Source organism: Streptomyces sp. NPDC041968 (assembly GCF_055589025.1).
In genome coordinates this window covers 449129-463500 of sequence record NZ_JBVJCB010000001.1, presented here as the reverse complement: position 1 = coordinate 463500, position 14372 = coordinate 449129, and the positions used below count along the sequence as shown (strand labels likewise).

14 protein-coding genes are annotated in these 14372 nt (G+C 73.9%); 4 read left to right on the top strand and 10 right to left on the bottom strand.

Annotation, left to right across the window (positions count from 1 at the left end; all coding sequences use genetic code 11):
• Nucleotides 1-14 precede the first annotated feature (14 nt).
• Nucleotides 15-1424 (bottom strand): type I glutamate--ammonia ligase, encoded by a 1410-nt coding sequence (gene glnA / locus ACZ6EG_RS02110; protein WP_391967734.1) that lies wholly within the window; start codon nucleotides 1422-1424, stop codon nucleotides 15-17.
• Between the two features lie 253 nt (nucleotides 1425-1677).
• Between glnA and ACZ6EG_RS02105 the strand changes: the two genes are divergently transcribed.
• On the top strand, nucleotides 1678-2145 hold the full coding sequence (locus ACZ6EG_RS02105; RefSeq protein ID WP_469600771.1) for an RDD family protein: 468 nt from the start codon (nucleotides 1678-1680) through the stop codon (nucleotides 2143-2145).
• A gap of 125 nt (nucleotides 2146-2270) precedes the next feature.
• Here the strand turns inward: ACZ6EG_RS02105 and ACZ6EG_RS02100 are convergent, their stop codons facing one another.
• The 4 genes from ACZ6EG_RS02100 to lipB form a co-directional block, all read right to left on the bottom strand.
• Nucleotides 2271-2975, bottom strand: a complete 705-nt coding sequence (locus ACZ6EG_RS02100; protein ID WP_356610645.1) for a DUF4191 domain-containing protein — start codon at nucleotides 2973-2975, stop codon at nucleotides 2271-2273.
• An 81-nt stretch (nucleotides 2976-3056) separates the two neighbouring features.
• A complete protein-coding gene (locus ACZ6EG_RS02095) occupies nucleotides 3057-3257 on the bottom strand; it encodes an SCO2195 family GlnR-regulated protein (RefSeq protein WP_469600769.1) in 201 nt (66 codons plus the stop codon).
• A gap of 256 nt (nucleotides 3258-3513) precedes the next feature.
• Complete coding sequence (lipA, locus tag ACZ6EG_RS02090) at nucleotides 3514-4467, bottom strand: lipoyl synthase (protein WP_391967732.1); 954 nt, start codon at nucleotides 4465-4467, stop codon at nucleotides 3514-3516.
• A 168-nt stretch (nucleotides 4468-4635) separates the two neighbouring features.
• Entirely contained in the window at nucleotides 4636-5436 is an 801-nt protein-coding gene (gene lipB, locus ACZ6EG_RS02085) for a lipoyl(octanoyl) transferase LipB (protein WP_391967731.1), read from the bottom strand.
• Nucleotides 5437-5672: 236 nt separating this feature from the next.
• Here lipB and ACZ6EG_RS02080 point away from each other — a divergent pair, with 236 nt between their 5' ends.
• Nucleotides 5673-7136 (top strand): regulator, encoded by a 1464-nt coding sequence (locus tag ACZ6EG_RS02080; protein ID WP_469600766.1) that lies wholly within the window; start codon nucleotides 5673-5675, stop codon nucleotides 7134-7136.
• Between the two features lie 38 nt (nucleotides 7137-7174).
• On the opposite strand, the gene ACZ6EG_RS02075 is transcribed toward ACZ6EG_RS02080, so the two are convergent.
• Both ACZ6EG_RS02075 and ACZ6EG_RS02070 read right to left on the bottom strand, forming a co-directional pair.
• Entirely contained in the window at nucleotides 7175-8578 is a 1404-nt protein-coding gene (locus ACZ6EG_RS02075; protein WP_469600763.1) for an NAD(P)/FAD-dependent oxidoreductase, read from the bottom strand.
• 318 nt (nucleotides 8579-8896) lie between these two features.
• On the bottom strand, nucleotides 8897-9820 hold the full coding sequence (locus ACZ6EG_RS02070) for a TIGR01777 family oxidoreductase (protein ID WP_469600760.1): 924 nt from the start codon (nucleotides 9818-9820) through the stop codon (nucleotides 8897-8899).
• 71 nt (nucleotides 9821-9891) lie between these two features.
• Between ACZ6EG_RS02070 and ACZ6EG_RS02065 the strand changes: the two genes are divergently transcribed.
• Nucleotides 9892-10398, top strand: a complete 507-nt coding sequence (locus ACZ6EG_RS02065; RefSeq protein WP_469600757.1) for a GNAT family N-acetyltransferase — start codon at nucleotides 9892-9894, stop codon at nucleotides 10396-10398.
• Here the strand turns inward: ACZ6EG_RS02065 and ACZ6EG_RS02060 are convergent.
• Nucleotides 10388-11572 (bottom strand): MarP family serine protease, encoded by a 1185-nt coding sequence (locus ACZ6EG_RS02060; RefSeq protein WP_391967726.1) that lies wholly within the window; start codon nucleotides 11570-11572, stop codon nucleotides 10388-10390. The genes ACZ6EG_RS02065 and ACZ6EG_RS02060 overlap by 11 nt on opposite strands.
• 228 nt (nucleotides 11573-11800) lie before the next feature.
• Between ACZ6EG_RS02060 and ACZ6EG_RS02055 the strand changes: the two genes are divergently transcribed.
• Nucleotides 11801-12664: a peptidoglycan recognition protein family protein gene (locus ACZ6EG_RS02055; protein ID WP_391967725.1), complete on the top strand. Its 864-nt coding sequence runs from the start codon at nucleotides 11801-11803 to the stop codon at nucleotides 12662-12664.
• Between the two features lie 99 nt (nucleotides 12665-12763).
• Here ACZ6EG_RS02055 and ACZ6EG_RS02050 read toward each other — a convergent pair whose 3' ends face one another.
• Nucleotides 12764-13285: a DUF4240 domain-containing protein gene (locus tag ACZ6EG_RS02050; protein WP_391968276.1), complete on the bottom strand. Its 522-nt coding sequence runs from the start codon at nucleotides 13283-13285 to the stop codon at nucleotides 12764-12766.
• Nucleotides 13286-13341: 56 nt separating this feature from the next.
• Nucleotides 13342-14343 (bottom strand): helix-turn-helix transcriptional regulator, encoded by a 1002-nt coding sequence (locus ACZ6EG_RS02045; RefSeq protein WP_469600752.1) that lies wholly within the window; start codon nucleotides 14341-14343, stop codon nucleotides 13342-13344.
• Nucleotides 14344-14372 lie beyond the last annotated feature (29 nt).

Below are 14372 nucleotides of genomic sequence, written 5' to 3'. Positions count from 1 at the left end.
GGGCCGGGCGTCGATCACACGTCGAAGTACATCTCGAACTCGTGCGGGTGCGGACGCAGCTGGAGCGGGGCGATCTCGTTCGCCCGCTTGAAGTCGATCCACGTCTCGATCAGGTCCGGGGTGAACACGTCGCCCTGGAGGAGGAACTCGTGGTCGGCCTCCAGGCGGTCCAGGACCGCACCGAGCGAGGTCGGGACCTGCGCCACGTTGGCGTGCTCCTCGGGAGCCAGCTCGTAGAGGTCCTTGTCGATCGGCTCGGCCGGCTCGATCTTGTTCTTGATGCCGTCCAGGCCCGCCAGCAGCAGGGCCGAGAAGGCCAGGTACGGGTTGCCGGAGGCGTCCGGGGCGCGGAACTCGACGCGCTTGGCCTTCGGGTTCGAGCCCGTGATCGGGATGCGCATCGCGGCCGAGCGGTTGCGCTGCGAGTAGACCAGGTTCACCGGCGCCTCGAAGCCCGGCACCAGGCGGTGGTAGGAGTTCACCGTCGGGTTGGTGAAGGCCAGCAGCGACGGGGCGTGCTTGAGGATGCCGCCGATGTAGTAGCGCGCGGTGTCCGACAGGCCGGCGTAGCCCTGCTCGTCGTAGAAGAGGGGCTCGCCGCCCGACCACAGCGACTGGTGGACGTGCATGCCCGAGCCGTTGTCGCCGAAGATCGGCTTCGGCATGAAGGTCGCCGTCTTGCCGTTCTTCCACGCCACGTTCTTCACGATGTACTTGAAGAGCTGGAGGTCGTCGGCCGCGGCGAGCAGCGTGTTGAACCTGTAGTTGATCTCCGCCTGGCCGGCCGTGCCCACCTCGTGGTGCTGGCGCTCGACCTGGAGGCCGGACCGCTCCAGCTCCAGGGAGATCTCGGCGCGCAGGTCGGCGAAGTGGTCGACCGGCGGGACCGGGAAGTAGCCGCCCTTGTAGCGGACCTTGTAACCGCGGTTGTCCTCCAGCGCACCCGTGTTCCAGGCACCGGCCTCGGAGTCGATGTGGTAGAAGGACTCGTTCGCGCTGGTGGCGAAGCGGACGGAGTCGAAGACGTAGAACTCCGCCTCCGGGCCGAAGAACGCCGTGTCGGCGATGCCCGTGGAGGCGAGGTAGGCCTCGGCCTTCTTCGCCACGTTCCGCGGGTCGCGGGAGTACTGCTCGCCCGTGATCGGGTCGTGGATGAAGAAGTTGATGTTGAGGGTCTTGTCCCGGCGGAACGGGTCGACGCGCGCGGTCGACAGGTCGGGGCGCAGGGACATGTCCGACTCGTGGATGGCCTGGAAGCCGCGGATCGAGGAGCCGTCGAAGGCCTGCTCGTCGTCGGGGTCGAACGCCGCGGCGGGCAACGTGAAGTGCTGCATGACGCCCGGCAGGTCGCAGAACCGGACGTCGACGAACTTGACGTCCTCGTCGGCGATGTACTTCTTGGCCTCGTCGGCGTTCTGGAACATCCAGCTCCTCCTACTCCCGACCGTCCCGCCGGGGTGGTAGATCGTTCGTGCGGCCAGTGCGGGTGGCACACGCTTCCTCGACCCTAGGGACGGGTGATTTCTCGGGCGTGACCCATTTGTTTCGCAGAAGTTAACCGGCTCCGTTCCAGCCTAGGCCTCTCCCGCGCCCGGCACACCCTGCCGTCTGCCCGTCGGCGCACCCTTCACGCCCCCTCCGTCCGGAGGTCAGGTACGGGCGCAGTACCGTGGACGGGTGGACAACAGGCAAGCAATCGGATCGTGGCTTTCCGGGCCGCGCGCGGCCATCGAGGAGTCCGGCGCGGACCTCGGGTACCGGGGCGAGCAGCTCGGTCTGCCGGAGGAGGGGCCGGGGTCGATCGCCCGCCCGGGCCGGCGGATCGGCGCCATGGCCGTCGACTGGGGCCTGTGCCTCCTGATCGCATACGGCCTGATCACGGACGGCTACGACCAGGTGACCGGCAACTGGGCCCTGCTGATCTTCTTCGTGCTGAGCGTGCTGACCGTCGGCACGGTCGGCTACACCCCGGGCAAGCGCCTGCTCGGCCTGCGCGTGGTCGACCTCGCCACGGGCCGCCCGAGCCCCGTGCGCGCCCTGCTGCGCTCGGTGCTGCTGTGCCTCGCCCTGCCGGCGCTGATCTGGGACCGCGACGGCCGGGGCCTGCACGACCGGCTGGCGCGCACCGTGGAGGTCCGGATCTGACGCGGCGCGCGCGGAGCCGTGGGACGGCCACGCGCGTGCGGTACGGCGATGGGGGCGACCGGAGTGATCCGGTCGCCCCCATCGCCGTACCGGCGTCGCGGAGTCGTCCTGCGAGGTGCCGAGGGTCAGCGGCCCCTGGGGTTGCCCCCCTTGGGCATGCGCATGCCCTTCGGCATCGGGCCCTTGGGCAGCGGCATGTTGCTCATCAGGTCGCCCAGGGCGCGCAGCCGGTCGTTGGTCACGGTGACCTGCGGGCCGGACAGGACGCGGGGGAGCTTCAGCATGGTCGTACGCAGCTTCTTCAGCTCGACCTGGCCCTCGCCGGTGCCCACGACCAGGTCGTGCACGGGCACGTCGGCGACGATGCGGTTCATCTTCCGCTTCTCCGCCGCGAGCAGGGTCTTCACCCGGTTCGGGTTGCCCTCGGCCACCAGCACGATGCCGGCCTTGCCGACCGCGCGGTGCACGACGTCCTGGTTGCGGTTCATCGCCACCGCGGGGGTCGTCGTCCAGCCCCGGCCGATGTTGTCCAGCACGGCCGCCGCGGCGCCGGGCTGTCCCTCCATCTGACCGAAGGCCGCCCGCTCGGCCCGGCGTCCGAAGACGATCGCCGTCGCGAGGAAGGCGAGCAGCACGCCGAGGATGCCGAGATAGATGGGGTGACCGATCAGGAAACCGATCGCGAGGAAGACACCGAAGACGACGATGCCGACACCCGCGAGCACAAGACCGATCTTCTTGTCGGCCTTGCGGGTCATCTTGTAGGTCAGAGCGATCTGCTTCAGTCGCCCGGGATTCGCAGCGTCCGCTGCAGGTTCCTTCCTCGCCATGGCACGAAGTCTACGTGCCCCCGAAAGCGCCGACGACGGCAGTGCCCGGCACGGGCGGGCGGGGCGGCGGCGGGGCCGGGATCAGGAGTGGCCGGAGACGGTCTGGCCGAGCACGCGCTCCGTCTCGATCCGGTCCTTGGCGCGGCGGCGGTCCTCCAGCACGGAGGTCCAGGCGTTGCGCCGCGCGGTGCGCTGGCCGCTGCTCATCAGCAGTGACTCGACGGCCCGCAGGGCGGTGGTGAACGACGGGATGGCGGTGGCGCGAACGGGCGCGGCCTGCATCGTGGAGGTCCCCCCTCGGTACGGCTCCGGGCACGGAGACGGGTGTACGTGGTGTGATTCCAGGGTCACTGATTGGTGTTACCAGGGCGTGACCCGCCGGTCAAACGGACATGAAGACGCGATGCCCGCGGGTGCCACGGCGCCGCGGCCCCGACCGGTGTCCTCAACTGCGAGGACGGTCGGGACCGCGGCGTCTCGGCCACTACTGGCCGGTAGGTCCTTGTGCGTGAATTCACACGCCGGGTGCGCGCCCCTGTCAGGCCGCGGCGCCCTGACGCTGCTCCATGGCCATCTGGTACAGCCGCCCCGCGCGGTAGGAGGAGCGGACCAGCGGGCCGGACATGACGCCGGAGAAGCCGATCTGCTCGGCCTCCTCCTTCAGCTCCACGAACTCCTGCGGCTTCACCCAGCGCTCGACGGGGTGGTGGCGCACGGACGGGCGCAGGTACTGCGTGATGGTGATCAGCTCGCAGCCGGCCTCGTGCAGCTGCTTCAGCGCCTCGCTGATCTCCTCGCGGGTCTCGCCCATGCCGAGGATCAGGTTGGACTTGGTGACCAGGCCGTAGTCGCGGGCGTCGGTGATGACCTTCAGGGAGCGCTCGTAGCGGAAGCCGGGGCGGATGCGCTTGAAGATGCGGGGGACGGTCTCGACGTTGTGCGCGAAGACCTCGGGGCGGGAGGCGAAGACCTCCCGGAGCAGCTCGGGCACCGCGTTGAAGTCGGGGGCGAGCAGCTCGACCTTGGTGCGGCCGGCCTCGCGCTCCGCCGTCTGCTGGTGGATCTGGCGCACCGTCTCGGCGTACAGCCAGGCGCCGCCGTCGGGAAGGTCGTCGCGGGCGACGCCCGTGATGGTGGCGTAGTTCAGGTCCATGGTGACCACGGACTCGCCGACCCGGCGCGGCTCGTCGCGGTCGAGCGCCTCGGGCTTGCCGGTGTCGATCTGGCAGAAGTCGCAGCGCCGCGTGCACTGGTCGCCGCCGATGAGGAAGGTCGCCTCGCGGTCCTCCCAGCACTCGTAGATGTTCGGACAGCCGGCTTCCTGGCAGACCGTGTGCAGGCCCTCGCTCTTCACGAGGTTCTGCATCTTCGTGTACTCGGGGCCCATTTTCGCCCGGGTCTTGATCCACTCGGGCTTGCGCTCGATGGGGGTCTGGCTGTTGCGGACCTCCAGGCGCAGCATCTTGCGTCCGTCGGGTGCGACTGCGGACACGACCGGCTCCCTAGCGTTTGATTCTTCGGCGTGACCCAGGGTACGCCCGTTGATTTGGTGGCCCGCGAGAGTGCTGGCCCTGCTGGGGGCTGCCGCCCCCGGACCCCCGCCGTCGGACTGATCGGCCTGGTCCTCAAACGCCGGACGGGCCGGGTTTATGCCCCGCGGTCAGGCCGCGGGGGCTTTCTCGATCTCCCGCGGCCTCAGGTCCGCGTTCTCCAGGACGTCGCGCAGGTGGCGCTCGATCACCGGCAGCACCTCCTCGATGGTCACGTCGCGCCCGAGCTCGTTCGCCAGGGAGGCGACGCCGGCGTCGCGGATGCCGCACGGGATGATGCGGTCGAACCACTTGTTGTCCGGGTTCACGTTCAGCGCGAAGCCGTGCATGGTGACGCCCTTGGCCACCCGGATGCCGATCGCCGCGATCTTGCGGTCCTCGCGGCGCTGGCCCGCGTTGGACGGGGCGTACTCGGGCCCGTTCAGCCGGGGGTCGAACTCCTCGTCGGCCAGCCGGGGGTCGAAGTCCAGGGAGAGGCCGCCGAGCGCCGGACGCTGTTCGACCGGGTCGCCGAGGACCCAGACCCCGCTGCGGCCCTCGATGCGGGTGGTCCCGAGGCCGAACTCCGCGCAGGTGCGGATCAGGGCCTCCTCCAGCCGCCGCACGTGCGCCACCACGTCCACCGGGCGCGGGAGCTTCTGGATCGGGTACCCCACCAGCTGCCCCGGACCGTGCCAGGTGATCTTCCCGCCGCGGTCCACGTCGATCACGGGCGTCCCGTCCAGCGGGCGCTCGCTCTCCGCGGTGCGCCGGCCGGCGGTGTACACCGGCGGGTGTTCGAGGAGCAGCACCGTGTCGGGGACCTCGTCGGCGAACCGCGCCGCGTGCACCCGGCGCTGCTCGTCCCACGCCTCCTGGTACTCGACGCGCTCGGCACCGAACCCCATGCGGACGAACCGCAGCTCACTCACGGCAAGTGCCTCCCTGGAAGGTCGTAAGGCACGAAGGGTGCCCATGCCACTGTACGACCGTCCGGGTCCCGTCAGCCGAGCGGGCGTTCCTCACACGATCGGATGAATGCCGGTCGAAGCGTGCGATCGGGCGCTTACTCTCCGCTACATTCACGCCGTTCACGAGGCCATAAGGGCTGCTCACAGGCGCTCCGGGCACATCGAACGGCCCGGAAGGCAGGAGACCGCACCGCACCATGACGGAACGACCCGCGCAGCGCACCCCCAACCGCCAGCTCGCCGCGCTCATCGCCGAAGCGGGGTTCTCGAACGCGGGTCTCGCGCGTCGCGTCGACCAGCTCGGACTCGAACACGGCCTGGACCTGAGATACGACAAGACGTCCGTCACCCGGTGGCTGCGCGGCCAGCAGCCCCGCGGTACCACCCCGGCCCTGATCGCCGAGGTCTTCACCCGGCGCCTCGGCCGCCGCCTCAGCGCCCAGGACCTCGGCCTGGACGCCTGCGCGCCCGTCTACGCGGGGCTGGAGTTCGCCGCCACCCCGGACGAGGCCGTCGACATCGTCGCGGGGCTGTGGCGCAAGGACTCCGGCAGCCACGCCGAGCTGCGCAAGATCGCCTTCACGCCGGCGGGCCTCGTCGTGCCCAGCAGGGACTGGCTGATCGGCCGCGCCGACGAGAAGGTGGCCCGCGTCGAGGTGCCCGTCCGGATCCCCGCGCAGGGCCGTCCGGCGGTGCCCAGGGGGCCCGTCCCGCTCGCCCCGGACCGCCGGCGGACCCAGGCCGAGCGCGGCCCCGGCCAGAAGGTCACCGGCGGCGACCTCGCCGCGCTGCGCTCGGTCGGCGAGCTGTTCCGCAGCCTGGACGACCGGTACGGCGGCGGACACGCCCGCCAGGCCCTGGTGCGCTACCTGGAGCACGAGCTGGAGCCGATGCTGCGCGGCACCTACGGGGAGCAGACCGGCCGGCGGCTGTTCTCGGCCGCCGCCGACCTGACCCGGCTCGCGGGCTGGACGTCGTACGACATCGCCGCGCACGGCCTCGCCCAGCGCTACTTCGTCCAGGCGCTGCGGCTCGCGCAGGCGGCGGGGGACCGGCCCTACGGCTCCTACGTGCTGGTCACCATGAGCCGCCAGGCCGTCTACCTGGGGCACGGGCGCGAGGCGGTCCAACTGGCCAGGGTGGCGCAGCAGGGCGTGGGGACCTCCGCGCCGCCCGTGGTGCAGACGTTGCTGCACGCGGCCGAGGCGCGGGCGCACGGGGTGCTCGGCGAGGTGCGGGCGTGCACCGCCTCACTGGTGAGGGCCGAGCGCGCCCTGGAGGCCGCCCGGCCCGGGGACGAGGTGCCGCACTGGGCGCGCTTCTTCGACGAGGCGCAGCTCGCCGACGAGTTCGGGCACTGCCACCGCGACCTCCAGCAGTTCCGCGCCGCCGCCCAGTACGCGGAGCGCTCACTGCTCCTGCGCGCCCCCGTCTACGCCCGCAGCAGGCTCTTCTGCCGGGTGGTGCTGGCCACCGCCCGCCTCGGGCTCGGGGAGCTGGACCAGGCCTGCCAGCTGGCCGCCGAGGCGGCCGGCCAGGCGGCCGAGATGCGGTCGGTCCGGGCGGCGGAGTACGTCCGCGACTTCGAACGGCGCCTGGAGCCGTACCGGGACGCGGCGCCCGTGCGGGGCTACCGGGACAGGGTGGCGGCGCTCGGCTAGCGGACCGCCGCGGCGGTGGCGGTCCGCCGGGTGGGGCCCTACGCGGCGCGGGCCGTCGGCAACGGCTCCGCCGCGTGCATCGGCCGCCCCGCCCCCAGGTCGGTCAGGATCGCCGAGGAGGCCCGGTGGCCGGAGTGCAGGGCCCCCTGGACGGTGCTGGTGTCGCGGTGGTCGCCGCACACGTACAGGCCGGCCAGCAGCCGCACCGGCCTGCGCGGGTCGTGCGGTGGGCGCATCGCGGGGACCGCCTCCGGGGTGTGGTGGACGGCGAGGGTCTCCCAGCGGGTGGTCGAGGTGCCGTAGAGGCGGGAGAGGTGGATGCGTACGGCCGTGTCGACGTCGGGCGGCGGCGGCCCGAGGACCGTCGACGAGACGAGGGCGCGTCCCGCCGGCGCGCGGGACGGGTCCACGTGGCTGGAGACGGCCGTGTGGGCGACCGGCCCGCCGCGGTCCGCGTCGAGCAGGAGGGAGGCGCCGGTCGTCGGCGGTTCGTCCGTCGTGTGGTGCACCACCGTCACGGGGTGGAAGGCCGGCACCCGCAGGCCGGGCAGCAGCTCGCCCGCGGCGCGGGCGTCGGTCGCCACCAGGACGGCCCGGCAGCGGATGACGCCGTGCTCGGCGGTGGTGACGGCGTTGGTGGCGACCGAGGTGACCCGGACGCCGGTGTGCACCGTGCCCGGCGGCAGGGCCCGCGCCAGCAGCTCCGGCAGCGCCTCCGCGCCGCCCTCGGGCAGCGCGAGCCGTCCGCCGGCGAAGGAGCGCAGGGCGAGGTCGGCGCACCGGCTGGACGTGGTCAGGTCCGGGTCGCACAGCAGGGCGGCGAGCAGCGGGCGCAGGAAGCCGTCGATCGTCCGGGGCGGCAGCCCGCGGACCGCCAGCGCCCGGGCCGCGGACAGTTCGGGGCGGGCCAGCAGCCGTTCGGCGGGCGTGCCCGCGAGGCGGGTCAGCGCGGCGCCGAGCCTGGCCTGGTCGACGGTGGTGCCGAGGGGGGCGCCCACGCGGGCGCGGGGCACCGGTGCGGAGCGCCCGGGGGCTCCGGCCGCCGAGACCGGGCGCCGGGGCGCGGGAATCGAGCGGGGGGCGCTCGCCAGGGCGCGCACGGCGTGGAGTGCGCTCTTCGCGCTCCGTGTGCCGGCCGGGGCGCCCGCGCGGTGGTGGCGGCCCTCGCTGTGCAGCAGGACCCCGGGGGCGAAGGGCCGCAGCGCGAGGCCGTCCAGTCCGGGGGTGCGGCGCAGTTCGGGATACGCCGTGGACAGGAACTGTCCGATTCTGTCGAGCCGGAAACCGTCGACCTTCTCCGTCGCCATCCGACCGCCCACCGTGTGGGCGGCCTCCAGGACCGTGGTCGTCACTCCTGCGCTGGTCAGCCGATGCGCCGCGGCGAGGCCGGCGATTCCGGCCCCCACGACGACGACGTCCGCCTGGTACGCGGGCTCAAGCACGTGCCCCTCCTCGAGGTTGCGCGGCCGCTGGAGACGTCATGCCCCCAACCGCCTTGAGGGATACCCGAGTTCGCTTCGAGGTTAGGGCCCGCCGTGGCCGGAGGGAGTCGCACGGGGGCAGGGCACGGTCGCACGGCGGTCGCATGAGGGCGCCGTACGGTCGGCATACGCCGTCGTCCGGTCGGAACGCGACGCGCACGCGGTCGCCGAGGGGCGGGCGCGACCCGGCGGCGCGAGCCCGCCAGGCGTGCGAGGGGACGGCGTCCCAAGACCGGCGGGATGCGGCCCGCGGATCGCCGCGCCGCCCCGCACCTCACCTCACAGCGCGGCCCTGATCGCCCCGTCGATCTCCGGGAAGGCGAAGCGGAAGCCCGATTCCAGCAGCCGGGCCGGGAGGACCCGAGCGCTGCCCAGGACGTCGCCGGACATCTCGCCGAGCGCCGCGCGCAGGACCGGCGCGGGCACCGAGAAGGGCGTCGGGCGGTGCAGTACGCGCCCCATGGCCGCGGTGATCTCACGGTTCGTCAGCGGCTGCGGGGCGGTCACGTTGAAGGGGCCGGACAGGTCGTCGCGGTCCATGAGGTGCCGGATCGCCGCCACCTCGTCGTGCAGCGCCACGAAGGACCAGTACTGGGACCCGTCGCCCAGCCGCCCGCCGAGCCCCGCCCGGAACAGCGGGAGGAGCCGGCCCCAGGCGCCGCCCTGCCGGGACACGACCAGCCCGGTCCGGACGAGGACCGTCCGCACGCCCGCGTGCCGGGCGGGAGCCGCGGCGGCCTCCCACTCGACGCACACGGAGGGCAGGAACCCCTCTCCCGCGGGCGCGCTCTCGTCGACGGGCCGGTCGCCGGTCTCGCCGTAGAAACCGATCGCGCTGCCGTTCACGAAGACCCGCGGCGGCCGGTCCAGCGCGGCGAGGGCCTCCGCGAGCGCCGTCGTGCCGTGCACCCGGCTGCTGCGGATACGGGTCTTGTACGCGTCGGTCCAGCGGCGGTCGCCCACCCCGGCCCCGGCCAGATTGACCACGGCGTCGCACCCGTCGAGCCCGGCCGCGTCCACGCGTCCGCCCTCCGGGTCCCACCGGACCTCGTCCGCGGCCCGGGGCGCGTGCCGCACCAGGCGCACCACCTCGTGCCCGTCCGCGGCCAACGACCGCGCCACCGCGCCGCCGATGAGGCCGGACGCGCCGGCCACCACGACACGCGAGCGTCGCCGCTCCCCGTCCCTGCGTCCACCGTCCATGCGCCCATCCTGCACCGACGCCCGGAAAAGCGCTGGACCGAGCGGTGCGCCCGCGTCGTACAGTGACCGTCATGCCCGCTCCGCACATACGCCAGGCCAGGTCCGACGACGAGCAGACGCTGCGCCGCCTCGACCGGGAGACCTGGTCCTACCAGCACGCCGTCTCGCCCCCGCCGGGACCTGACGACCCGTTCTTCCGGGACACCTCGGGCCCCGCCGACCACCTGGTCGCCGAACTCGACGGCGCCGTCGTGGGCTACGTCCGCCTCGGCTTCCCCACGGGCCTCGCCTCCAACGCCCACGTGCGCCAGATCCGCGGCCTGGCCGTCGCCGACGCGGCCCGCGGCAAGGGCGTCGGCCGTGCCCTGGTCCGTGCGGCCGTCGAGGAGGCCCGGCGGCTGGGCGCCCGGCGCGTCACCCTGCGCGTCCTCGGCCACAACACCGCGGCCCGCAGGCTCTACGAGTCCGGGGGTTTCGCGGTCGAGGGCGTGCAGCCCGAGGAGTTCTTCCTCGACGGCCAGTACGTCGACGACGTCCTGATGGGACAGTCGTTCACCGTGCCGGGCGCTACGACCTGACGGGCTCGCCCGTGTCCACCGCCGCCGTCGCGCCGGCCCCGCGCCGCGCCTCGTCGGCCACCTCGTCCGCCGTCAGCACGTAACCGGTCCGGGCGTCGGAGGTGGAGCGGGCGAAGACCACGCCGTACACCCGGCCGTCGGTGGTCAGCAGCGGCCCGCCGGAGTTGCCGGGGCGGACGGTGGAGCGCACCGAGTAGATCTCGCGGGTGACGTTGGCGTCGCTGTGGATGTTCTGCCCGGTCGCCCGGGTCCGGTTCGCCACCGTCGCCGCCCGCAGATCCAGGTCGCCGTCCTGCGGATAGCCCGCGACCACCGCCGCGTCGCCGCGTCCGGCGTCGCCGTCGAACCGCAGGACGGGCGCCGACAGGTCCGGTACGTACAGCACGGCCACGTCCTTGTCCGGGTCGAACAGCACCACCCGCGCCTCGTACGAAGGCCCCACCCCGCCGACGCGCACGGTCGGGTCGTCGATGCCGGCCACCACGTGGGCGTTGGTCATCACGCGTTCCGGCGCGTAGACGAAACCGCTGCCCTCCCGGCCCTGGGAGCCGGCGACGCCCTCGACCTTCACCGTGCTGCGGCGGGCCGCCTCGGTGGCGGCCGGCGTCACGCTGTCGCCGGAGGGCTCGGCTACCTCGGCGGTCGACTCGTTCTCGAAGGGGTTGAAGACCTGCGGGAACCCCGCCTCGGTCAGCGCGGACGTCGCCCCGGAGAACCACGCCGGAGTGGTGTCCGGCATCACCCGCTGCACCGAGCCCAGCACCGTCGAGTCGCGGATCGCCGAGGTCAGCAGCGAGGACGAGGACGCCGCCAGGACACTCGCGGCCACCCACGCCACGATCAGCGCGGCCGCCGCGTTGGCCACCGCCCCGCCGACCCCGTCGGCCGCCCTGAGCGGCCCCGCGTCCAGCTCCCGGCGCAACCGCAGCGCGGGCCGTCCCGCCAGCTCGTGCCCGGCCGCCGCCGGCAGCAGCACCGTGAGCACCGCGGTCACCGTCGCCGCCGTGGACCGGGGGGCCACCAGCTCCATCACCCACGGCAGGAGCCACACGCCGATCACCGCGCCGCCCACGAAGCCGGCCAGCGAGACACAGCCGGCTACCAGCCCGCGGCGGTAGCCGGACGCCGCGTAGGCCAGTGCCACCAGCACCAGCAGGATGTCGAGCAGGTCCACGCGAGCCGCCTTTCCGTCCGGAACCCCTGCGGCCCGGGTCCCTCAGTACGTGCCCGGCCGGCCCGGTGATCAGCCCGGGCACGGACCGTCCGGGAACCGGCCACCGAGCGGGTCCCGGACCGTCCGGGAACCGGCCACCCAGCGGGTCCGGCACGGGCGGGTGAGGACGAGAGCGGGTGGGTGCGGGAGTGAGTGCGATCGACCGGAAGAACGTCCCGGACCGGGGCGATGGTTCCACCGGGTGGCACAGCCCACGTCGCGGACGGACCCGATCCGCCGGACAGTGGGACCATGCGTGTCTTCCGAGGACCGCGCGAGGCCCGGCGACGGCGTGCGGCCCGCATACCGGGCCCGGCCCGGGCGTTGCTCGGCTGTCTGCCCGGCCTGGCCGCCGTCGCCGCGCTGGCGCTGTGCGCGAACGGCGTGGAGCGCTCCGCCTCGGCCCAGGCCCGGCCGGCCGCCGCCGACCGGCACTCCGCGCCCCGGCCGCCCATCGTGCCCCGGTCCGCCTGGCTCGGCGACGCCGCCCGCGCCCAGCCGCCCCCGCGCTACGACGACGAGATCCTCGCCGTCTTCGTCCACCACACCGACACGCCGAACGGCTACGACTGCGCCGACGTGCCGGACATCCTCCGCGGTGTCTACTCGGGGCAGACCGGCGGCCGGGACTGGGACGACATCGGCTACAACTTCGTCGTGGACCGCTGCGGCACCATCTACGAGGGCCGGGCCGGCGGCATCGCCCGCCCCGTCACCGGAGCCCACACCCAGGGCTTCAACCACCGCACCACCGGCATCGCCGCCCTCGGCACCTTCACCGCGGGGGTACCCGTGCCCGACGCGCTGACCGACGCGATCGCCGCGCTCGCCGCCTGGAAACTCGGCCCCACCGACACCGACCCGCGCGCGGAGGTCACCCTGGTCTCCAGCAACGGCCTCAGCCGGTACGCCGCCGGCGCCACCGCCACCCTGCCCGCCGTCGCGGGGCACGACGAGGGCTACCAGACCAGCTGCCCCGGCGCGGCCCTCACCGCCCGCCTGCCGGACATCAGGGACCGGGCGGCGCGGCTCCAGGGGCGCCCGTCCGGCTGACCCCTCGGGGGCCGCACCGTGCGAGGCCCGCCGCGACCCGGGCCGGGCCGGGCCGTACGGGGACACCGGCCGGCGCCGTGGCGGGTGGGCGGGGACGCGTCAGTCCCGGCCGAACCGCTCCCACAGGTGCGGCAGACGCTCGGCGACGGCCCGGTCGTCCTCCAGGTCGACCGGGGTGCCCAGCGGCTCCGCCGGCGCGGGCGCGATGCCCAGGTCGGGGGCGACGGTACCGGTGAGCTGCTCGTAGGCCTCGTCGGCCGCGTAGCCCAGCTCCTCGCCGTCGCCGTCCAGCTCCTCGTCGAAGTCGTCCAGCAGTTCGGCGAGCGCGTCGGGATCGTGCACCGCGCCCTCGTACACCTCGCGGCCCTGGCCGATCAGCCAGCAGCGGAAGTAGTCGAAGGCGTCGTCGCTCGCGCCGCCGAGCAGCACCCAGGCGGCACCCCACAGGTCCCAGGTGCAGGCGCGGTTGTAGCGGGCCTCGAAGTGGCGGGCGAAGTCGAGCACCAGGTCCGGGTCCATCCCGAGGAGCCGCTCCACGAGCAGGTCGGCCTGGTCCTCGGGGTCGCCGTCGGCGCCCTGCCGGGTGGCGTCGATCAGCTCCCAGAACTCCGTCTCGTCCATCACGGGTCCAGCATCGACCCTTCGGGGACGGGACGCACGTGGAGTGCGGCGGATCGTTATGTCCCGGCCGGGCCCGCGTCGGCGTACAGGCCGGCCAGCCGTCGCGCGTCCCGGGCGAAGCGGTCCCGCAGCGTCCGGGGCGCCAGCACCTCCGCCTCCGGCCCGAGCCCCGCCAGCTGGGTGTGCGCGACCTCCTCGGACTCCACGGGCAGCGTCACCGTGACCCGGCCGTCCGCGTCCGGCGGGTCCGCCGCCTCCAGCGCCTCCCGGGCGATCGGCGCGTCGACGACGTGCGGCAGCGCCCGCACGCCCTGCTCCGACAGCCGCACCACGACCTGGGCCCGCAGGATCGACCGCGCGAACTGCTCCGCCCGCTCCGCCCAGAACGCGGGCAGGTCGAAGCCGTCGTCCCGCGTGAAGCGTTCCCCGCCCGCCCCCACCGCCGTGAACCGGTCGACGCGGTACACGCGGAAGGCGCCGCCGCCGCCGGCGCGCGCGACCCTCGCGCACAGGTACCAGACGCCCGCCTTCAGCACGAGCCCGTACGGCTCCAGCTCCCGTACGACCTCCTCCTTCCCGCGCCGGTAGCGCGCGGTGACGGGCCGGTCGTCCCAGACGGCGTCCGCCACCACCGGCAGCAGTTCGGGCGTCCGGGGTTCCCGGAACCAGTTCGGTGCGTCCAGGTGGAAGCGCTGCGCCGCCGTGCGGGAGGCGTCCCGCAGGGACGGCAGCAGTGCCGCCGACACCTTCAGGCGGGCCGCCGACGCCGCGTCCTCCAGCCCCATCTCGCGCAAGGCCCCCGGCACCCCGGACAGGAACAGCGCCTCGGCCTCACCCCGGGCCAGCCCGGTCAGCCGGGTGCGGTAGCCGCCGATCAGCCGGTAACCCCCGGCCCGCCCCCGCTCCGCGTAGACCGGCACCCCCGCCTCCGACAGCGCCTGCGCGTCCCGCGTGACCGTGCGCTCCGAGACCTCCAGCTCCCGGGCCAGCTCAGCGGCGGTCATGGCCGGGCGGGACTGGAGGAGCAGCACCATCTTGATGAGGCGGGCAGCGCGCATCCCCACATCATGCAGGAGGCCCCCGCCGC

Bases quoted from the DNA above. Each gene is read 5' to 3' on its own strand.
- glnA (WP_391967734.1), bottom strand. From the start codon at position 1,424: ATGTTCCAGAACGCCGACGAGGCCAAGAAGTACATCGCCGACGAGGAC.
- ACZ6EG_RS02100 (WP_356610645.1), bottom strand. From the start codon at position 2,975: ATGGCGAGGAAGGAACCTGCAGCGGACGCTGCGAATCCCGGGCGACTG.
- ACZ6EG_RS02095 (WP_469600769.1), bottom strand. From the start codon at position 3,257: ATGCAGGCCGCGCCCGTTCGCGCCACCGCCATCCCGTCGTTCACCACC.
- ACZ6EG_RS02080 (WP_469600766.1), top strand. From the start codon at position 5,673: ATGACGGAACGACCCGCGCAGCGCACCCCCAACCGCCAGCTCGCCGCG.
- ACZ6EG_RS02070 (WP_469600760.1), bottom strand. From the start codon at position 9,820: ATGGACGGTGGACGCAGGGACGGGGAGCGGCGACGCTCGCGTGTCGTG.
- ACZ6EG_RS02065 (WP_469600757.1), top strand. From the start codon at position 9,892: ATGCCCGCTCCGCACATACGCCAGGCCAGGTCCGACGACGAGCAGACG.
- ACZ6EG_RS02055 (WP_391967725.1), top strand. From the start codon at position 11,801: ATGGTTCCACCGGGTGGCACAGCCCACGTCGCGGACGGACCCGATCCG.
- ACZ6EG_RS02050 (WP_391968276.1), bottom strand. From the start codon at position 13,285: ATGGACGAGACGGAGTTCTGGGAGCTGATCGACGCCACCCGGCAGGGC.
- ACZ6EG_RS02045 (WP_469600752.1), bottom strand. From the start codon at position 14,343: ATGCGCGCTGCCCGCCTCATCAAGATGGTGCTGCTCCTCCAGTCCCGC.